The 19,623-nt window shown below is 35.1% G+C and carries 17 protein-coding genes and 2 tRNA genes; 11 read left to right on the top strand and 8 right to left on the bottom strand.

What is annotated here, in order from left to right; all coding sequences use genetic code 11:
* Positions 1 to 392 precede the first annotated feature (392 nt).
* Both thiL and GOQ24_RS06355 read right to left on the bottom strand, forming a co-directional pair.
* Positions 393 to 1,451: a thiamine-phosphate kinase gene (thiL, locus tag GOQ24_RS06360; RefSeq protein ID WP_160339321.1), complete on the bottom strand. Its 1,059-nt coding sequence runs from the start codon at positions 1,449 to 1,451 to the stop codon at positions 393 to 395.
* An 84-nt stretch (positions 1,452 to 1,535) separates the two neighbouring features.
* Entirely contained in the window at positions 1,536 to 4,760 is a 3,225-nt protein-coding gene (locus GOQ24_RS06355) for a DUF2723 domain-containing protein (protein ID WP_160339320.1), read from the bottom strand.
* A 182-nt stretch (positions 4,761 to 4,942) separates the two neighbouring features.
* On the opposite strand from GOQ24_RS06355, the gene GOQ24_RS06350 reads away from it, so the two are divergent.
* A tRNA-Gln gene (locus tag GOQ24_RS06350) sits at positions 4,943 to 5,013 on the top strand.
* 207 nt (positions 5,014 to 5,220) lie between these two features.
* Positions 5,221 to 5,291: transfer RNA gene (locus GOQ24_RS06345), tRNA-Gln, on the top strand.
* A 94-nt stretch (positions 5,292 to 5,385) separates the two neighbouring features.
* Here the strand turns inward: GOQ24_RS06345 and GOQ24_RS06340 are convergent.
* The 5 genes from GOQ24_RS06340 to GOQ24_RS06320 are packed head-to-tail and all read right to left on the bottom strand — an operon-like array spanning position 5,386 to position 10,102.
* Positions 5,386 to 6,171 (bottom strand): enoyl-CoA hydratase/isomerase family protein, encoded by a 786-nt coding sequence (locus tag GOQ24_RS06340; RefSeq protein ID WP_160339319.1) that lies wholly within the window; start codon positions 6,169 to 6,171, stop codon positions 5,386 to 5,388.
* Positions 6,172 to 6,183: 12 nt separating this feature from the next.
* On the bottom strand, positions 6,184 to 7,665 hold the full coding sequence (locus GOQ24_RS06335; protein ID WP_160339318.1) for an ATP-binding protein: 1,482 nt from the start codon (positions 7,663 to 7,665) through the stop codon (positions 6,184 to 6,186).
* Positions 7,665 to 8,207, bottom strand: a complete 543-nt coding sequence (locus GOQ24_RS06330) for a CopD family protein (RefSeq protein WP_160339317.1) — start codon at positions 8,205 to 8,207, stop codon at positions 7,665 to 7,667. Before GOQ24_RS06330 ends, GOQ24_RS06335 begins: the two co-directional genes overlap by 1 nt.
* Positions 8,208 to 8,209: 2 nt before the next feature.
* The gene (gene hemH / locus GOQ24_RS06325) at positions 8,210 to 9,226 is read right to left on the bottom strand and encodes a ferrochelatase (protein ID WP_160339316.1); all 1,017 of its coding nucleotides are present in this window, start codon (positions 9,224 to 9,226) and stop codon (positions 8,210 to 8,212) included.
* 3 nt (positions 9,227 to 9,229) lie between these two features.
* Positions 9,230 to 10,102, bottom strand: a complete 873-nt coding sequence (locus tag GOQ24_RS06320; protein ID WP_155091548.1) for a helix-turn-helix transcriptional regulator — start codon at positions 10,100 to 10,102, stop codon at positions 9,230 to 9,232.
* Between the two features lie 231 nt (positions 10,103 to 10,333).
* On the opposite strand from GOQ24_RS06320, the gene hemA reads away from it, so the two are divergent.
* From hemA to hemB, 8 genes are all read left to right on the top strand, one after another.
* A complete protein-coding gene (gene hemA / locus GOQ24_RS06315; RefSeq protein WP_155091547.1) occupies positions 10,334 to 11,593 on the top strand; it encodes a glutamyl-tRNA reductase in 1,260 nt (419 codons plus the stop codon).
* Complete coding sequence (gene hemC / locus GOQ24_RS06310; protein ID WP_155091546.1) at positions 11,586 to 12,515, top strand: hydroxymethylbilane synthase; 930 nt, start codon at positions 11,586 to 11,588, stop codon at positions 12,513 to 12,515. Before hemA ends, hemC begins: the two co-directional genes overlap by 8 nt.
* A 1-nt stretch (position 12,516) precedes the next feature.
* Positions 12,517 to 13,182: a uroporphyrinogen-III synthase gene (locus tag GOQ24_RS06305; RefSeq protein WP_160339315.1), complete on the top strand. Its 666-nt coding sequence runs from the start codon at positions 12,517 to 12,519 to the stop codon at positions 13,180 to 13,182.
* Between the two features lie 37 nt (positions 13,183 to 13,219).
* The gene (hemE, locus tag GOQ24_RS06300; protein WP_039328658.1) at positions 13,220 to 14,248 is read left to right on the top strand and encodes a uroporphyrinogen decarboxylase; all 1,029 of its coding nucleotides are present in this window, start codon (positions 13,220 to 13,222) and stop codon (positions 14,246 to 14,248) included.
* A 66-nt stretch (positions 14,249 to 14,314) separates the two neighbouring features.
* Positions 14,315 to 14,674: a hypothetical protein gene (locus GOQ24_RS06295; protein WP_155091544.1), complete on the top strand. Its 360-nt coding sequence runs from the start codon at positions 14,315 to 14,317 to the stop codon at positions 14,672 to 14,674.
* A gap of 141 nt (positions 14,675 to 14,815) precedes the next feature.
* Complete coding sequence (gene hemF / locus GOQ24_RS06290; protein ID WP_160339314.1) at positions 14,816 to 15,721, top strand: oxygen-dependent coproporphyrinogen oxidase; 906 nt, start codon at positions 14,816 to 14,818, stop codon at positions 15,719 to 15,721.
* A 200-nt stretch (positions 15,722 to 15,921) separates the two neighbouring features.
* Positions 15,922 to 16,293 (top strand): four helix bundle protein, encoded by a 372-nt coding sequence (locus tag GOQ24_RS06285; RefSeq protein WP_160339313.1) that lies wholly within the window; start codon positions 15,922 to 15,924, stop codon positions 16,291 to 16,293.
* Positions 16,294 to 16,426: 133 nt separating this feature from the next.
* Entirely contained in the window at positions 16,427 to 17,419 is a 993-nt protein-coding gene (hemB, locus tag GOQ24_RS06280; RefSeq protein ID WP_160339312.1) for a porphobilinogen synthase, read from the top strand.
* 117 nt (positions 17,420 to 17,536) lie between these two features.
* Here hemB and GOQ24_RS06275 read toward each other — a convergent pair whose 3' ends face one another.
* Positions 17,537 to 17,971, bottom strand: a complete 435-nt coding sequence (locus GOQ24_RS06275; RefSeq protein ID WP_160339311.1) for a DUF3592 domain-containing protein — start codon at positions 17,969 to 17,971, stop codon at positions 17,537 to 17,539.
* 715 nt (positions 17,972 to 18,686) lie between these two features.
* On the opposite strand from GOQ24_RS06275, the gene GOQ24_RS06270 reads away from it, so the two are divergent.
* Complete coding sequence (locus GOQ24_RS06270; protein WP_155091540.1) at positions 18,687 to 19,079, top strand: c-type cytochrome; 393 nt, start codon at positions 18,687 to 18,689, stop codon at positions 19,077 to 19,079.
* The last annotated feature ends 544 nt before the right edge of the window (positions 19,080 to 19,623 follow it).

The raw sequence follows: 19,623 nt of genomic DNA, 5'->3' as shown, positions 1-19,623 counted from the left end.
GTAAGTTAAAACAGTATTAGTAGGAGAGAGCTCTGTTCTCTGAGTATTGAAATATATGTTTGTAAAGTCTGCTGCAGTTTGGTAATTGGCTCTTGTGGTGAGTCTATATGACGTTCATCGATTTGTTTCCTTTGTCTAAACGTTCAAACTTTTTGTTTGTTTTTTTATAAGGTATTTTAGGTGTATTTGTTACTGTTTCACAATTAGAAAGCAGGTAAGTAATGATATGGAGATTGTTGGTGAAAATGAGCTATGGCTTATTAGGTTATAAGCCAATTGGTGCTTGAGTATTCTGGAATTGAGCAACACGCTTGGTTTTGCGGGATAAAGAAGTTTGAACTGGGGGATATGCAAAGAGGTTACTTTCGCTTTGAAAATAACCTCTTTGTGTTTTATTCTTCTTCATTATTTGCTAAAGGATTCCATCCTCTTGCTTTTAAAGGAATTTTTGTATTTGCTCTTGTGATTAAATGTAACCCTTCGCTCTCTTGCGTTGTGTGTCCAATTATCGTTAGATTGGGATTCGCTTTTACTTTTTCAAAATCTTCCATTTTGATAGTAAAAAGAAGTTCGTAATCTTCTCCTCCATTTATAGCCATTGTGGTAGAATCAATGTTGAATTCTTCGCATGTATTTATAAATTGAGGATCAAGAGGTAGCTTATCTTCATATAAATTGCATCCTACTTTGGACTGTTTGCACAGGTGAAAGATTTCAGAAGATAAACCATCTGATATATCAATCATTGAAGTTGGGTGAACGTCTAAGTCTTTTAGTAATTGTCTTATGTCAGTTCTCGCTTCGGGTTTAAGCTGCCTTTCTATGATGTAATCATACATCGATAAATCTGGTTGACTATTTGGGTTGACTAAGAATACTTGTTTTTCTCTTTCTAAAACTTGCAATCCCATATATGCTCCTCCGATATCTCCCGATACAACTAACAGGTTGTTATCTCCAGCACCACTTCTATAGATAATCTCGTCTTCATTTGCTTTACCTATTGCCGTAATACTGATTATTAGTCCTGTTTGAGAAGAAGTTGTGTCACCTCCAACTAAATCTACCTTGTAGTAATTACATGCCAGTTTAATTCCTTCGTATAATTCTTCTAACGCTTCTAATGGGAAACGGTTAGATACTGCTATAGAAACCGTTATTTGCGTCGGAACAGCATTCATAGCGCAAATATCTGATATATTTACAACTACAGCCTTGTATCCTAAGTGTTTTAAGGGAGCATAAGCTAAGTCAAAATGTACGCCTTCTATCAATAAGTCTGTAGATACAACTACTTTTTCTTTCTCAAAAGATAAAACAGCAGCATCATCACCTACTGATTTGATCGTGGATTCTTGCTGGATAGGGAAGTCCTTTGTAAGATGTTCTATTAAACCAAACTCGCCTAATTGTTCTAAACTTGTTCGTGATTGATTTTTATTCTCGATCATTGTATACATTTAATTAATTAATGTGCAAAGGTATAAAGAAAAAGGCGATAGTGTATTTACTATCGCCTTTTGTTAACTTATTTACTATAGTCCATGTCTTCTAAACTGCGGAAACTTAGCATTGTATTCATTGAATTCTTCTTTCAATTTGGCATAGAATGAAGGATCTTCTTCTTCTGCTATCAAGACAAGTTGTCTCCAGATCTCTATCTGTTCTACAATCTCTGATTGATAGTAGTTTATTTCGTCTATTTTCAAACTATTGAAATAGTTCAATTGCTCTTTTGATTTCTGTGCGAGTACTGTTGTCATTTCTCTCGCTTTTTCTTTTTCGCCAACTTTGTAATAACCTTCAACAAACGGCTGAACTAACTGGTAATAGCCATAGTATTCTATAGGCATATTTTCCATAGCAATATCAATTATTTCTTTTGCTTTGTCTTCTTTGTTTTCAATTAACAGCTGTTCCATTAAACGAGCAAGGTTAATTCTATAACTAAGTGCGTTTCTTCTTGTTTGTGGGTCATGGTATATTTTGTCACTTCCCATATTTCCCCAGTACCAAGACTTGACATTAGTGTACATTCTATCTGCATCGATTCCTCCTAAGTCTAATGGATGACCACTTTCTGTTGAAGTTTTAATTGGGACAAGTTTGTATATTAAACCTTGAAGTTGTAAGTAGTTCTTCATCCAAACGAAATCATCATCATTAAAACTTCCTCCTGAGAAATAAACAGGTCTTTCCCAATTGTTATTTGCAATGATATCAAGCATAATTAATCGGTGCTTGTAGATTGCTTGTTCAGAGATGTTTACTTCTAATGAGTCTACAACTTGATCCATTAAATAAGGTGAAACAATATTGTTTTTCTTGATGATATCTTTATCAACAGGGATACTTATCTTGTTTGTAGGCAATAAGTACAACGTTGTTCCTGCCTCTGATTTAGTCTGTAATCGTTTGTCGTCTGATCGGGCGAAGCTCATAAAAAGATTAATATCTAATCTTTCTTGTACCATAGGTTGTATGATTAATGCATCTCTTTTATTACCAACATATTGATCATGGGTAAACTTGATTGGCAATGGCTCAGAGTCATATGCTTTTGCTTTCATTTGGTCAATGTACCAGTCAAGCGGTAGTAAGCTTGTACATACAACGCGCACATCAGTTCTATAACCTTCTATTTCTTGTAAATACCAAAGGGGAAATGTGTCGTTATCACCAATGGTAAATAAGATGGCGTTTTTATCACATGAGTCTAAGTACGCCTTTGCATTTGCCAATGCTGTATATCGGTCTGATCGATCGTGATCATCCCAGTTTTGTGAAGCCATTAGTACTGGTGCGGCTAATAATGATAGTCCTACTATTGCTGGTCCAACAACCTTTGGCGAAGCGTATTTCTTAATTCCCTCGTAGATACTATATACTCCAAAACTTATCCACATTGCAAAAACGTAAAAGGCAGGTACAACTGCGTAATCTCTTTCACGTGGTTCAAAAGGTCTTTCGTTTAGGAATATCTTTAATGCAAAACTTGTAAATAGGAACAACACAAGTAATACCCAAAACATTTTAGGGTCTTTTCGGTAGTGGAATACTATTCCTATTAATGCAAAGATAAACGGCAAGAAAAAGTATGTATTTCTTCCTTTGTTATTTAAGCTATCTGGAGTTAGTTCGTCTTGGTTACCTAATCTCAAAGCATCTAAAGGCTTGATTCCACTAATCCAATTACCGTGAAGAGCTTCTCCTTGACCTTGAATATCATCTTGACGTCCTACGAAATTCCACATCAGGTATCTCCAAAACATATAGCCAAACTGATACTCGAACATATAGGACATATTGCTACCAAAACTCGGAACTTCGATATCAAGATATTGTCCGTATTGATCTAAAAATTTATCTAAACCTTCGATACCGATTTCTCCTTTATCGATTGCTTCTTGTACACTTTTCGAAATTTGAACTACTTGTTGTAATTGTGGGTACTGTGCCATCGCACTGATTACTTCTGGTTTAACCTCAAAGCTCAGTGGTTTAGTGTAACGCATATAATTGATGCGGTGATTTCGATCTGTACTCCACAGTCTTGGTAAAAAGCCTTTGTGTGTGCTATTATAGTTTTGACCAGCATTTTGCCATTCATTAACTATAATGTATTTACCAGTTTTATAATCTCTTTCGTAGTTTGGATTTTCATCTTTCCAGGGATTATTTTCATCTAAGCCAACATATTTCTTTGTAAAATAAGAATCGTAATAGATACTTTCGTCACCATACTGTTCACGTTGGTAATAGGCAAGGAGCTCTGCAGCATCTGATGGCGTGTTTTCATTGATTACCACTTTTGCGTTCGCTCGAATAGGTAACATAATCCATGACGTCAATCCAATACATACAAAAAGAAGTGCTAATATTATAGTGTTCGCTTTTACATAATTGTGCTTTTTGGTATACTTCAATGTGATAACAAAAAATGCGACAATTAGTAAGAAAGCTATAATTGTACCACTGTTAAATGGCAATCCCATTGAATTAACCATGAAGATTTCTGTCTTACCAAAAAGGGCAAGCAGCTTTGGAAATAAGAATGCAAATAAGAAGAATAATATCGCAACTGCAGCTATATTTCCAATTATAAAGTTTTTAATAGTGATTTTTTGATATTGTTTAAAGTAATACAATAACACAATAGATGGAATTGTCAATAAGGCCATTAAGTGTACTCCAAAAGAAGATCCAGCTACTAAGGCAATAAGTAAAAGCCATCGATCACCATTTTCTTTGTCTAAATCATCGTACCATCTCAAACCAAGGTAGAGTAGTAGAGAAATTAAAAACATGGCAGATGCATATACCTCTGCTTCAACGGCACTAAACCAAAAGCTGTCTGAAAAGGTAAAAGCAAGTGATCCTACTGCAGCACTCCCAAGTACCACGAATGCATTGCTTGTATTCCATTCAGATGTTTTTTCTACTATTTTCTTAATTAAGTTAGTGCTACTCCAATACATGAATAAGATTGTAAATGCACTTGATAGTACAGCAACCATATTTACCATTAAGGCAACTTTATCTGGTGAAGTTGCAAAAAGGGAAAAGAATGCTCCTAACATTTGATAACCTGGAGCTCCTGGAGGGTGTCCTACTTGTAATTTAGCTGAAGTTGCTATATACTCTCCCGGATCCCAAAAGCTTACTGTAGGTTCGACTGTTAAAGTGTACGTAATTAAAGCGATAAGGAAGCATATCCATCCTCCTATGATATTCCACTTTTTGTAATTGAATGTTAACATAAGTGTAGTTGCTTGAATATTTAAGATATTATACTTACAAAGAAAAGATTTTTTTTGTGTCTTTTACTTGAATTAGAAAAAATTAATTTTTTTGAACTAAAAATTTGGTGAATATAAAAAATGTAGTACATTTGCAACCGCAATACAGAGGCAGTACTGCTTTAGAATGCGAAAATAGGTATTGGCCTATGGTGTAATGGTAACACAGCTGATTTTGGTTCAGTCGTTCTAGGTTCGAGTCCTAGTAGGCCAACGAAGCCCTCTTTTATAGAGGGCTTTTTTTATGTTCCAGAAGTTTTTGTTTACTAAATGTTAAATTTTATTTACATCAGTATTGATAATGAGTTTGTTAGTTTTTATGCTATACAAAACCTCAAAAATATTTTGGAATGTTGTTAAACATATACTACATTTGCAACCGCAATACAGAAGCAGTTCTGCTTTAGAATGCAAAAGGTATTGGCCTATGGTGTAATGGTAACACAGCTGATTTTGGTTCAGTCGTTCTAGGTTCGAGTCCTAGTAGGCCAACAAAACTTTTAGGAGTTTTATCTGTTAGAAATATCCATTTTATATTTATAATTAAAAAGGTCGAAGTTTATTAAGCTTCGACCTTTTTATTTTGTTACATTGTTCCTTTGAACTCGGCTTTTCTCTTTTCTATAAAAGCTGTTGTTCCTTCTGTGAAGTCTTCTGTTTCAAAACACTCACCGAAGTTCTTGATTTCTTCATGGAAACCATTTATACCGTCTCTGTAGTTTGCATTGATAGATTTGATTGCTCTTCCAATTGCTGTTGCTGAGTTGTTGGCGATTTTGTTTGCGATGTTTTTAGTGAAGTCAAGCAGTTCTGTTTGTTCTACTACGTGGTTTACTAAGCCATAAGTTAAAGCTTTGTCAGCATTAATCATTTCTGCAGTCATTATCATTTCCATTGCTCTTCCTTTTCCTATTAACTGTGGCAAACGCTGTGTTCCTCCATATCCTGGTATTAGTCCTAATGTTACTTCAGGTAATCCCATTTTAGCATTTGTTGATGCAATACGGAAATGCGATGCCATTGCCAACTCTAATCCTCCTCCTAATGCAAAACCATTAATAGCTGCAATCACTGGTTTGTTTAGATTTTGTATGAAATCAAAAAGCAACTCTTGCCCTTTAGCTGCCAATTGGGATCCTTCACTCATATTAAAATCTGAGAACTCCTTGATATCTGCTCCTGCAACAAAGGCTTTTTCTCCGCTTCCAGTTAAGATAATAACTCTTACTTCTTTCTCTAACTCCAGTGCTTTCAAAGCGCTGTGTAACTCCTCTATTGTTGGTTTGTTTAAGGCATTAAGACTTTTAGGCCTATTTATTGTTATAATGGCTATTTTATTCTCTTTTTCGATTAAAATATTTTCGTAATTCATTCTATATTTATTTTAATTGTTATCATTGCTTAAAATTGGTAATCTCACAGTGAAAGTTGTCCCAATATTTGTCTTGGTTGTGAAGGTGATACTACCGTTATAATTTTCTACTATATTTTTTATAATACCAAGGCCAAGTCCCATACCACTTGTTTTTGTTGTAAATTTTGGTTCAAAGACTTTGTTGATATTTTCTTGCGATATTCCTGTTCCGTTGTCAGTAACTTTAATAATTACATCGTTTGCTTCTTGTTCAATGCTTACTTCTACACTTGGTTTCACTGTATCTTCTGGAATCGCCTGAATCGCATTTTTGACTAAGTTAGTAATAATTCTGATTAATTGTGTTTGGTCAATTTTCGAAATGATTTCATCTTTAGTAGTTGTAAATGTGATATAAGGTTCGTTAAAGATATCTAATGATAGTTTAACTGTTTTGACTACATTGATTGTTTCGTCTTTTTGTGCGGGCATTGAGGCAAAGCTTGAGAAAGCTGTTGCTACTGATGACATGGTGTCAATCTGCTGAATAAGTACTAAGCTAAATTCTTTTAGTTTAGCGCGTATATCTGGATCTTGTGGATCAAATTTTCTTTCAAAACTCTGAACTGTAAGACGCATTGGAGTTAATGGGTTTTTAATCTCATGCGCTACTTGTTTAGCCATTTCTCTCCAAGCTTGTTCTCTTTCGGTTTGAGCGAGCTTGTGGTAACTGTCCTCGAGCTTGTCGACCATGTCGTTGTAGGCGTTTATTAAAGCCGTGATTTCCTTGCTGGTAGAAGTATTCTCTATTTTCTCATTTTTCTGACCAAGTTCTGTGCTTGTTATTCTAATGCTGATGTCTTTTAAACTCTGTATGATGTAGTTTGAAAGGAAGTATGAAATAGCGATTGACATAATAAGCATGATAACGTAGACTTGACCAAACTTTACCATGAAATTTTGTATTTCATTTTCGTAAAATTCAGTCTTTTCTTCATAAGGGATCTTTAAAATTCCCAGCGGTTTGAATTTATTGTCTTTTAAGAAGCTATAGGCAATTCTAATGCGGCTTTTATCGAGATCTTGTATGTCTACAAATCTTTTGTTATGTGATAGTTGTATCGTTCTTAGGACTATTGGTGATAGCGTATTGGAGATGTTGTCTACAGAAAAATTTCCCCTGGAAGATATGATCATATTCCCACTTAAGTCATGGATATTAATCTCTGTATCGTGTATTGCTGCGAGTTCGTGTATTTTGTCTTTAAAGATCAGAGCAAGGTTCTCCGTTGTTACAGGGTAACTTGTGGTTGTTAGGATATAGTTTATATTTTCATTAATCGCTAATTCCTTTCGCTCTAATCTATATTGGTGATAATTACGAGCTTCCTCTCTGAATTGATAAACTGATACTGCAGATATCAATACAGAAGAAATGATACTCAAGAAAATAAGTGAAAAAAATATTCTATTTCTTAAGGAAAAATTCTTTAAAAGAAACTCATCTTTCATTAGTTGTTTTTGTGTTCTCTTATTCGTTTATAGAGTTTTATGCCCAACATTAAGAGAATTGACAATCCTACAATTCCCACTACTCCAAATATCCAATTTACTGCGCTTTTTAAAATTACTAAAAAAACTACAGAAAATAGAATTATTGTTGCTCCTTCATTCCATATTCTGAAAAAAGAGGAAGTCTTAGTTAAAGTTCTGTCGTTTATCTGTTTGACAAATAGGTGGCAGGTGTAGTGGTATACAAATAGCAGAGCTACAAATAGTAGTTTGACGTGCATCCAAGGTTGTTGTAGCCAAAATGGTTGTTCGACAAGCATCCAAGCGCCAAAAATGGTTGCTAATATGGCAGCAGGCCATGTAATAATATTCCACAGCCTGTTGGTCATAATTGTATATTGCTCACGTAAGATGCTGGATTGTAGTTCAGGCATATCCTTTGTTTCAGCATAGTATACAAATAAGCGTACGATGTAGAACAAGCCTGCAAACCAACATACAACGAAGATGATGTGTAGTGCTTTTAAGTAAAAGTAAAACATAATTATTTAGATTTCCATTCGTTTATCCAGGTAACCATTGCATCTATCCACATTTCATCGTCATTTAAACAAGGGATTGTTCTAAATTCCTCTCCTCCGTGTTGCAAAAACTCATGATGTGCTTCCATGCCTATTTCTTCTAATGTCTCTAAACAGTCTGCTACGAAAGCAGGTGTTACAACAGCAAGCTTTTTGATACCTTTTTCAGCTAATCCATTTACTGTAGCATCTGTTGGAGGTTGCAACCATTTGTCTGGACCTAATCTCGATTGGAACGAAGAGCTGTGTTTTTCTTGTGGTATTCCAAGTAGTTCCGTTACCTGTCTTGTAGTTTCTAGACATTGGTGTCTGTAGCAAAACTCGTGAGCTTTTGACGCAGTAGAACAACATTGTCCGTCCATTTTACAGTGACTTTTGGTAACATCAGATTTTCTAATGTGCCTTTCGGGTACACCGTGATATGAAAATAGAATATGATCATAGTCAAATCCTTCCAAGTGTCCTTTGATTGATGCAGCAAGTGCTTCAGTATACTCTTTTCGTTTGTAGAAAGCAGGGAAACTAGTTAAGTTGATATCAGGGAAGTGTTTCTTTATGATTTCAGCAGCCAATACATCAATAGTCTCGGTTGTGGCCATTGCAAACTGTGGGTATAGTGGAATCATTAAGATATCGTTGACACCTTTGTTTTTGAGTTCTTGTATACCTGTTTTGATAGAAGGTTCTCCGTAGCGCATTGCTAATGCAACTGGAATATCTACTTTTTCTTGTACCTTTTTGTGTTGTCTTTGCGATATTACTATTAAGGGAGATCCTTCAGGCCACCATATTTTTTGATAGGCTTCAGCTGATTTCTTAGGTCTTGTATTAAGTATGATACCTTTCACTAAAAAAGCGCGTAGAATGTATGGCATGTCTATTACGCGTTTGTCCATTAAGAATTCATCTAAGTATGGTTTTACATCTTTAGCTGTTGGAGATTTAGGTGACCCTAAGTTTACTAATAATATACCTTTCATTGTTTAATTGTTTGTGTTGATAGACATTAAGTATTTTTTGGGAGTAGTGCCAAATTTCTTTTTGAAAGCAGAGATAAAGTGACTCGCTGAGCTATAGCCAACTTTCAATCCAACTTCGTTTACATTGTAATTACCGTTCTCTAAAAGTTTTCGAGCATATTCCATTTTGTAGTCAAATAAGAAACTGAAAACAGAGTCTCCGTAGATTTGCTTAAAGCCTAATTTTAGTTTTTTTATGTTTATACCTACTGTGTCTGCAAGTTCTTGCAGTGTAGGTGGTTCAGTCATTCGCGCTATTATTATTTCTTTTGCTTTTCGAATTTTTACTACATCGTCTTCATCTGATAGGAAGGGGCAGTTCTCTAAAGTCTTATCTTCTGTTTGATGAAAGAGTAGACTTAGTAATTCGTACGTTTTACCTGTATAGTAAAGGTTTTTTATAGATTGATTCATATAGTTGTTGAACATCTGGTTCAATACTATGGCCATAGAAGGAGAAGTCTGATCTTCGTGATAATACTTTTTATTGATGTTATCTCCTTTTAAGAATCCTATAAACTCTGCTTCAGAAGAAAACAATGCGTGAAATTTCTTGATTGAAATTAACACGCCAATAAACCAAGTGTTTGGGTTTATCTCTAAGTGTATAGGAAGTTGTTTTTGAGGGTTGTAAAGCAATAGTGATTTATCCTCTGCTAATCCTAAAGCGTATGCGCCTTGATTGAATACAAATTTACCAGATCCTTTTAGGCAAAAGTAAAATTGAATCATATCAGTACCCATTTCTTTCTCAAAACGAATAGTTTCATTATTTGTATTTTCAATTCTTAAAATTGAAAATTGTGAATCAATATTTATTTCTTCAATAGGACTCATAGCGATATTTTTATGACAATCAAAAAAACTTTTAGTTGTATTTTTTATTTAGAATGATTCTACATAAAGGCTTTGTTAAGCCTTGCTATTACTGCAAATGTACTGTATAATAATTAAATATGGTTATTTTTTTTAACTTTTTCCTCGAGCGATATAAATAGTCCCTACAGCGTTACTTTTGTCGATTCTTTAGTTTTAAATTTGTATACTTTTTTGAAATAATAGTGCAATATGGAAAGAATAGATAAGGCTAAGTCGTCTACATTTTATACTGTAGGTTTAAGTTATAAGAAAGCAGATGCCGAAATGAGAGGTAAGTTTAGCTTAAATGACGAAGCCAAAGACAATCTATTAGAGCAGGCGAAAAGAAGCGGTATTGAGAGTTTAATTGTTATCTCTACTTGTAATAGAACAGAGATTTACGGTTTTGCTCAGCACCCTTTTGAGTTAATACAGTTGTTGTGTGATAATAGTAATGGTACTGTAGACGATTTTCGCAATGTCGCTTATGTTTATAAGAATAGAGAGGCTATAGACCATTTATTTCGCGTAGGTACTGGTTTAGATAGTCAAATATTGGGTGACTTCGAGATTATTGCACAGATTAAGGCAGGGTTCTACTTGTCAAAAGCGAAAGGCTTAACAACTAATTACTTCGAACGTTTAGTTAATGCTGTAATACAAGCAAGTAAGCGTATTAAGAATGAAACAGAATTGAGTTCTGGGGCTACCTCAGTATCATTTGCTTCTGTTCAATATATTATGGATAATGTCCAAGATATTTCTAACAAGAATATACTGTTGTTTGGAACTGGAAAGATTGGGCGTAACACTTGTGAGAACTTAGTAAAGCATACACAGAATGACCATATCACTTTAATCAATAGAACAAAGGAGAAAGCTTTAGAAGTTGCAGGGAAGTTTAATCTAATTGTCAAAGATTACGCAGATCTACAATCTGAAATTCGAAAAGCAGATGTTCTCATTGTTGCTACGGGAGCACAGAATCCTACTGTAGATAAGCAGTTGTTGAGTTTAAATAAACCTTTGGTGATATTGGATCTATCTATTCCAAAAAATGTGAATGAGAATGTAAAGGAATTGGGGAATGTGGAGTTAATCCACCTGGATTACTTATCTCAAATGACTGACATTACACTTGAACGCAGAAGACAGTTTATTCCACAAGCAGAGGAAATCATTGAAGAAATAATGAATGAGTTTATTGCTTGGACGAAAATGAGAAAATTTGCACCTACTATACATGCACTAAAATCTAAGTTAGAGCAAATAAAAGACGGTGAGTTAGATTATCACCGCAAAAAGTATGATGGCTTTGATCAAGAGCAAGCAGAAATTATAAGTATGCGCATCATCCAAAAAATCACTACTCAATTCGCTAATCATCTTCGTCATGAGGACACAGTGGTTGATCAGAGTATTGAATGGATAGAGAAAGTATTTCAATTAGAAACAAATCATAATGAATAGAGTTATTAGAATCGGTACACGCGATAGTGAACTGGCTTTATGGCAAGCAAAAAAAGTTGAAGGTGAACTTCAAAAATTGGGTTATAAAACTAAGTTAGTTCCCGTAAAGTCTACAGGTGATTTAGTTTTAGATAAGCCTTTGTATGAAATGGGAATCACCGGCATCTTTACAAAGACTTTGGATGTAGCGATGATTAATAAAGAAATTGACATTGCAGTTCATTCGATGAAAGATGTGCCGACTATGTTGCCACAAGGTATCGTGCAAGCAGCAGTACTGAAACGCGCTAACTCTGTTGATATTCTACTACACAAAGGCAATACTGATTTCTTAGATCCTGAAAAAGGGGCAACTATTGCCACGGGAAGTTTAAGACGTAAAGCGCAATGGTTACACAAGTTTCCTAAGCATACGATTGTCGACCTAAGAGGAAACGTAAATACCCGTATGCAAAAGCTACAAGATAACGATTGGAACGCTGCTGTTTTCGCTTCAGCTGGTTTAGATCGCATAGCAAAGAAACCTAAGAACTTTATCAATTTAGATTGGATGATTCCTGCTCCAGCTCAAGGAGCAATGCTTGTAGTAGCAATGGCAGATGACAATTTTGTTTTAGATGCTTTGCATCATTTGAATGATTATGAAACAGAGATGACTACACATATTGAGCGCCAGTTTCTTAGAACTCTTGAGGGAGGTTGTACAGCGCCAATTGGGGCTCACGCTATGTATAATGAACACGATGACACAATTCAATTTATTGGTGCATTGTTTTCATTAGATGGCAAAGAGAAGTTTGAAGTTAGTAAGGTAGTTCCTATTCAAGAATGGAAAAAGCTCGGTTTCTTTGCAGCTAAAGAATTGTTAGAAGGGGGAGCCAATAAGCTAATGGAAGAATTACGTCAACAATTAAAAAAATAGAATGTCTTTTATTCCAACCATTTTATCTACTCGTAAAATTCAAGTGACAACACTTGAAGCTTTAGATATACAAGGGGTGAAGTTATTACAAGAGGACTATATCTCAACTGAACACTTAACTTTTGATCTCAGTAAGGTGAATGAGTATGTGCTTTTTACGAGTCAGAATGCAGTAAAGAGTGTGATTAGTCAAGGATATAGAGAAGTTCTGAATAAGAAACCTGCTCTATGTGTGGGGATAAAAACAAAGGAATTGTTGGAGGAGAATGGTTGGGAAGTTAAGGCTTGGGCACATTATGCAAAGGAATTAGCTCCTATCATTGTTCAGAATTATACAGACAATACGATAACATTCTTTAGTGGAAGTATCAGAAGAGATTTATTGCCGGATGCTTTTAGGGTGAATGGTGTAGTCTTTAATGAGTTTACAGTATATCAGACTGTGCTTAATCCATTAAAGAATGAACATAAAATTGATGGATTGTGCTTTTACAGTCCTTCAGCGATAGAGAGTTATCTTCAGCAGAACAGCATCACGACAGAAGTGTGCTTCTGTATAGGAGATACGACCGCAGAACCATTAAAAGGAGTTACACAGAATATTGTAATCGCGAAGCAACCTACAGTGGAGGCTACATTACAAGCTTGTGTGGATTATTATAAATAGAGTCAGCTAAAAATTGACGTATTAAAATCGAATAGAAATGATTAAAAATGATTTATTCTTAAGAGCGTTAAAAGGTGAAACAGTAGAGAGACCACCTGTATGGATGATGCGTCAAGCAGGTAGATACTTACCAGAGTTTCGTGAATTAAGAGATAAGTATGATTTTTTTACACGTTGTAGAATGCCAGAAATCGCAGCTGAGATTACAGTACAACCGATTCGTATTGTAAAACCAGATGCTGCTATTTTATTCTCAGATATTTTAGTCGTACCACAAGCGATGAACATTGATGTAGAGATGAGACCTGGAGTAGGACCATGGGTACCTAATCCTATCCGTTCTGCTAAAGATGTAGAGCAAGTTATCGTACCTAATATCGAAGAGACATTAGGATATGTAATGGATGCTATTAAAGTAACGAAAGAGATGTTAAACGATGAGGTACCATTGATTGGATTCGCTGGTTCACCTTGGACTATCTTTTGTTATGCAGTAGAAGGAAAAGGTTCTAAGAGCTTTGACTTAGCGAAGGGAATGTGCTTTTCTGACCCAGTAGCTGCTCATACGTTATTACAAAAGATTACTGATACAACTATTTTATACCTTAAAGAAAAGGTAAAAGCAGGTGTAAATGCTGTACAAATATTCGACTCATGGGGAGGAATGTTATCTCCAGTAGATTATCAAGAGTTCTCTTGGCAGTATATTAACCAAATAGTAGAAGCATTAGCGGATATCACTCCAGTTATTGTATTTGGAAAAGGATGTTGGTTTGCATTACCTGAGATGGCGAAGTCAAAAGCGTCTGCATTAGGAGTAGATTGGACTTGTAGCCCACAGAACGCTCGTTTATTCACAGGAGGGGATATCACATTACAAGGTAACTTTGATCCAAGCCGTCTAATGTCGCCAATTCCTACTATTAAAAAGATGGTACACGAGATGATCGATGCATTCGGAAAAGATAAGTATATCGTAAACTTAGGTCACGGTATCTTACCTCATATCCCAGTAGATCACGCAAAAGCGTTTATCGAAGCGGTAAAAGAATACGAACACAAGTAAAATATTGACAGAAAAGCCTGCCGTAGTATGCCGTAGGCTTTTTTGTTTTACTATATCATTTGACCTATGTTAAACAAAGGAACCAAAAGCGAAGAAGATAGACGAATAGAGTCTATTGTACAGAAGTTATCTTCCATAGGGTTTGTACCTGAAGACAAAAAGTTGATTGGGGATTTAGATGAAGAATTGAAAAAAGTAGGACTTAGTTATGAGTCTATGCTTGTTATGGCGAATGGTGAATTGGCACCTCATTTGTTGCGTTTCCATTTTTCTTGGGAGTATATGGAACAATTTGGAGATGTTTTAGTGAAATGGTCTTCTCAAGAGCCTTTGTTAAAAGCAAAAGCAAAAGCTGTCTATCAATTTATACAAGACGAGAGTAAAGCATTTTCATTTGCAATTATGACTAAGATTAGTAGTTTGTAACAGTTCATAGTTCATGCTACAACTTAGCGTATCTACCTTATGTAATTTAGTGGTAATAATGAAAGCATAAGGGGATTTTCTGCGTATCAATTCTTGTAATTATAAAGTGTCCTACTGCTGTAGGATTGGCACTATTTGAATATGAAAGAACAATTTTATCAATATATACAACAACTTCAAGATACCATTACAAAAGGACTTGAAGATATAGATGGAAAAGCAAAATTCCAAGAAGACCTTTGGGAACGTCCTGAAGGTGGTGGAGGTCGCACACGTGTAATCGAGAATGGTGCAGTATTCGAAAAAGGAGGAGTGAATATCTCTGCTGTACATGGACCGTTGCCAGTAGCGATGCAAAAGTACTTTAATGTAGGTGATGTAGATTTCTTCGCTTGTGGATTATCGTTAGTGATTCACCCAAAGAGTCCTATGGTACCTACTGTACATGCCAACTGGCGTTATTTCGAAATGTATGACAAAGAAGGTACAGTAGTGCGTTCTTGGTTTGGTGGAGGACAAGACCTAACACCATACTACTTATTCGATGAGGATGCTACGCATTTCCATACTGTATGTAAGACAGCTTGTGATAAACATAATCCAGCATTTTATCCATTATATAAAAAGCAATGTGACGAATATTTCTGGAATGCGCATAGAGATGAAGCACGTGGTATCGGAGGATTATTCTTTGACCGCTTAGAAGCAACAGAAGAAATGTCTATGCAACAGTGGTATGACTTCGTAACCGAAGTGGGAAATAGCTTCTTAGAAGCCTATGCACCTATCGTAGAACGTCGTATGGATACCCCTTATGGTGATGAACACCGTACATGGCAAGAAATCAGAAGAGGTAGATATGTAGAGTTTAACCTTGTTCATGATAAAGGAACTCTATTTGGATTAAAAACCAATGGACGTATCGAATCTATCCTAATGAGCTTACCACCACACGTACAATGGGTATATGACCACCATCCAGCAGATGGTAGTTGGGAAGAAAAACTGTTGAAGGTATTAGCTAATCCTGTTGATTGGGTTAAATAGTTTACAGTTCACGGCAAACAGTTAACAGTTTACAGGTATGTAGAGGTGTTAGCGATTTGCTGTTCACAACTATTTGGTAGATGATTGTTGTGCAAACAAATGATTAAGTCATTTAGATTTGGTCATGTTGGAATATTTATTGCAGTTGGTTATCAATGATTTGCTGAATAGTAAATCTATAACCAAATACTTTAAAATATATGGTAGATTATCGCAATTATAACGTATGGAAATTAAGTCATCAATTAGTGCTTAAAATGTATCCGTTGTTACATTGTTATCCAGATTATGAACTATATAATTTAGTAGATCAAATAAGGAGAGCTACTGTGTCAATTCCTACTAATATTGTTGAGGGATGTGGTAAAGACACACAAAAGGAACTTGTTAGGTATTTGTATATCGCCTCGGGGTCAGCACATGAAGTTGAGTATTTAATATTGTTATCAAAAGACTTAGGTTATTTGAATGAGAATGATTTCAACTCAATTCAGAACGATATTGTTAGTATTAAAAAGATGCTTACTATGTTGATTAAAAGAATTAGAGAAACAATGGATAGTAAAAATTAAACTATGGTATTGTTTTTTGTAAAAATAGAACTTTAATAGAAATTATCGGGTACACTTAACTGTAAACTGTTTACCGTAAACTGTAAACTGTTTGCCGTAAACTGTAAACCGTTCACCGTAAACCATAATAATTATGTTTCCATTACAAAGAGGTAGAAGATTAAGAACAAATGAGTCTATTCGTAGTTTGGTAAGAGAGACTATCGTGACTCCACAAGATTTTATGTTCCCTATGTTTATAGCAGAAGGGACTAATGTACAAGAAGCTATTCCTTCGATGCCAGGTATGTTCAGACGTTCTGTGGATTTGACAGTAAAGGAAGTAAAAGAGCTTTATGCAGTAGGTATTCGCGCAGTGAATATCTATGTAAAAGTAAGTGATCATTTAAAAGACAATGCAGGTACAGAAGCATGGAATCCTAATGGATTGATGCAGACTGCTATCAAAGCGATAAAAGATGCTTGTCCAGATATGATCGTAATGCCAGACGTAGCATTAGATCCATATTCTATATACGGACACGACGGTATTATCGAGAATGGAGTAGTAGTGAATGACCCTACAGTAGATGCGCTGACGAAGATGAGCGTATCTCATGCAGAGGCAGGAGCAGACTTCGTAGCACCGAGTGATATGATGGACGGGCGTATCTTGCGTATGCGTGAAGCATTAGACCAATCAGGGTTTACGAATGTAGGTATCATGAGTTATTCTGCTAAGTATGCATCTGCATTCTATGGACCATTCCGCGATGCACTTGACAGCGCACCGAGAGCAGATGTAGAAATACCAAAAGATAAAAAAACATACCAAATGGACTATGCTAATCGTATCGAAGCTGTAAAAGAGGCGTTATACGATGTAGAAGAAGGAGCTGATATCCTTATGGTAAAACCAGGTATGGCTTATTTAGATATCGTACGCGAAGTGAAAGATGCTGTGAATGTGCCTGTAGCGGTGTACCAAGTATCGGGAGAATACGCTATGGTAAAGGCTGCATCAGAGAGAGGATGGCTTGACCACGATCAGATCATGATGGAACAATTAACGTGTATCAAACGCGCTGGAGCAAGTATTATCTCAACTTACTTCGCTAAAGAAGCAGCAATACTTTTGAATAAATAATAGTTGTATCAAGTATAATAAATAGAAAAAGCTCAGTGATTAATTTCACTGAGCTTTTTTGTTATTGTTTAATAGCCAATTACCATTAGGATAGTAAATCTATCAATTCTTTACTTCTTATTTGTTAGCTTGTTTGTCGCGAATTCTCTTTTCTTCCAAGTAACTTTCTTCCGAAGTTTGATCGTAAGGGTTTTCAGGGTCGTAATAGATAACAATTTTCTCTCCTTTATCCTTTGCTAAGAAGGTGTCTTGTCTATATTCCGCAACGATTGTTTCTCCTTTAGCTGTTACAAATTGTATCTTGTACAGTGTTGCCTGTCCTTTCCCAATTCTACCATTACCATAAGTGTCTAAGATTGTAGCTTCAGCTTTCTCATAGTTTGTATAATAGAAATCTGTTCTGTTCATCTCTTGACGGTTTGGCATATAGACGTATAAGAAATACATTATCCCTGCACACAGTACAAGTGGGAGTACGATAATCTTCCAGTTTCCTTTTTTTAATTCACTTATTAATTTTGATAAGTCTGGAGCTGAATTTTCTTGATTCATAGTATGAAATTTTAATTTTTGACAAATTTAACTTTTATTTTAGAATATTTATCATTTTATGCGTCATAAATTAAATAGGTTGATAAATGTCTTGTTATCCTTGTTCTGGCTATGTGAAAACTAATTAACGTGTCAAGCAGTATTTCCCTTTATTGAATTATTGCTTGTGTACAATAGTATATAAACGTATAGTTATCCACAATACTGGATTGAAAAAGGGGGATTAGTTCTTAATTCGGTGTATATCTTTTTTTCTATACTATTTAGTGGTTTTAATATTCGTAAGTAGTTGTATTATAGGTTTTAAATCTATATTCTATTGTTTAATAAAAGGAATTTATTGTGTGATGTAAGTGAAGTTATCAACAATTGTTAACACTTTAAGGACTGTTATTAACGGCGGTTATCAACAATGTTAATAACTATGTGGATAGTCTAATCTACTATTGTATTCTTTTTCCAATTTTAAACCAAATTGTTTTTTGCCTTCCTATCTTGGCATTACAATGTCTCTTTTAAGGAAGCAAATCGAAGAGCAGTTTATGAATTTTACTTATTCGATATAGCGAATGAAATTTTTTAGTTAAGCTACTATTCGCATTATATGCGAATGTAAAGTTTAATTTTGTCCGATAAGTGCACTAAAAGGACGCTTTTGTATACTGTTAGGTATGTTTTGTTTTTTTATTTTTGAACAAACAAATAAACAACAACAATGATGAATTTTATAAAAACTGGCGCTTTGTTATTTATACTTATGAGTGTGGTAGCTTGTGGTGGTAAAGATCAAAAAGCAAATACAAACTTAGATGATCAAAAAGAATGGACAGAGGCTGAATTACTTGATAAGGGAGATAAGCTTTTTAGAGGAAAGGGGAATTGTACAAGTTGCCATATGGCGGACAAAAAAATGATCGGACCGAGTATTCGTGAAATTGTAAAAGGCTATGATGCTGTTGGAGCTGACTTAGAAGCTTTTTTAAGAGGAAAATCCGATGCAATAATTGAACCAGCTAATTTTTCAATGATGCAACCTAACTTAACGATCACTAAGCGCTTTTCAAAAATGGAAATGGATGCGCTAATTTTGTATATGCGAAGTTTGTAAATAACAAGATATAGCAGACCATTAAAGCCCTGAATATTGAATTTCTGGGCTTTTTTTCATTTAATACCTTATCAGTTTTTAGCAATAGAGTTGTATATAATCCAATCAATATAAGTCAGTAAATGGGAATATAATACTAATCAGAAGGGGGTGGTCGGCTTGTGGTCGGCATGTGATAGGCATGTGATCGGCTTAAAAGTACCAAAATAAGCCTATCACTATACTATCACTTACCGATAATAATGGGATTATACTGAGAGAAGTAGCATGCGGTATTAAGCGAAATATTTTATTTCTATACAAGAGAAGGGGACTGTTTTGTGTTGGATATTAAGAATAGTACAGTTTATTTCTATAACTACAAAGGGATCTGGTAAACGTAAAGAAGTAAGAAGCGGTAAAACGACTGTTTAGAAATTTTATCAGACACAATGTATTGCGTCTTGTTTTGACCCCTATAAACCTAGAGTATTTTTAAATTTTTAAAGTATAATGTTTTAGGCTACTTTTTCTCTGCTACAAATCAAGTGTTTGTCCTTTTCCC

The organism is Myroides sp. LoEW2-1 (assembly GCF_009767705.1).
Classification (GTDB): Bacteria; Bacteroidota; Bacteroidia; order Flavobacteriales; family Flavobacteriaceae; genus Flavobacterium; species Flavobacterium album_A.
Note: the sequence above shows the minus strand (reverse complement) of the source record. Positions and strands in the feature narration are given on the sequence as shown.

What these genes read in the sequence shown, in the direction of transcription:
- thiL (WP_160339321.1), bottom strand. Translation starts at nt 1,451, where the DNA reads ATGATCGAGAATAAAAATCAATCACGAACAAGTTTAGAACAATTAGGC.
- GOQ24_RS06355 (WP_160339320.1), bottom strand. Translation starts at nt 4,760, where the DNA reads ATGTTAACATTCAATTACAAAAAGTGGAATATCATAGGAGGATGGATA.
- GOQ24_RS06340 (WP_160339319.1), bottom strand. Translation starts at nt 6,171, where the DNA reads ATGAATTACGAAAATATTTTAATCGAAAAAGAGAATAAAATAGCCATT.
- GOQ24_RS06335 (WP_160339318.1), bottom strand. Translation starts at nt 7,665, where the DNA reads ATGAAAGATGAGTTTCTTTTAAAGAATTTTTCCTTAAGAAATAGAATA.
- GOQ24_RS06330 (WP_160339317.1), bottom strand. Translation starts at nt 8,207, where the DNA reads ATGTTTTACTTTTACTTAAAAGCACTACACATCATCTTCGTTGTATGT.
- hemH (WP_160339316.1), bottom strand. Translation starts at nt 9,226, where the DNA reads ATGAAAGGTATATTATTAGTAAACTTAGGGTCACCTAAATCTCCAACA.
- GOQ24_RS06320 (WP_155091548.1), bottom strand. Translation starts at nt 10,102, where the DNA reads ATGAGTCCTATTGAAGAAATAAATATTGATTCACAATTTTCAATTTTA.
- hemA (WP_155091547.1), top strand. Translation starts at nt 10,334, where the DNA reads ATGGAAAGAATAGATAAGGCTAAGTCGTCTACATTTTATACTGTAGGT.
- hemC (WP_155091546.1), top strand. Translation starts at nt 11,586, where the DNA reads ATGAATAGAGTTATTAGAATCGGTACACGCGATAGTGAACTGGCTTTA.
- GOQ24_RS06305 (WP_160339315.1), top strand. Translation starts at nt 12,517, where the DNA reads ATGTCTTTTATTCCAACCATTTTATCTACTCGTAAAATTCAAGTGACA.
- hemE (WP_039328658.1), top strand. Translation starts at nt 13,220, where the DNA reads ATGATTAAAAATGATTTATTCTTAAGAGCGTTAAAAGGTGAAACAGTA.
- GOQ24_RS06295 (WP_155091544.1), top strand. Translation starts at nt 14,315, where the DNA reads ATGTTAAACAAAGGAACCAAAAGCGAAGAAGATAGACGAATAGAGTCT.
- hemF (WP_160339314.1), top strand. Translation starts at nt 14,816, where the DNA reads ATGAAAGAACAATTTTATCAATATATACAACAACTTCAAGATACCATT.
- GOQ24_RS06285 (WP_160339313.1), top strand. Translation starts at nt 15,922, where the DNA reads ATGGTAGATTATCGCAATTATAACGTATGGAAATTAAGTCATCAATTA.
- hemB (WP_160339312.1), top strand. Translation starts at nt 16,427, where the DNA reads ATGTTTCCATTACAAAGAGGTAGAAGATTAAGAACAAATGAGTCTATT.
- GOQ24_RS06275 (WP_160339311.1), bottom strand. Translation starts at nt 17,971, where the DNA reads ATGAATCAAGAAAATTCAGCTCCAGACTTATCAAAATTAATAAGTGAA.
- GOQ24_RS06270 (WP_155091540.1), top strand. Translation starts at nt 18,687, where the DNA reads ATGATGAATTTTATAAAAACTGGCGCTTTGTTATTTATACTTATGAGT.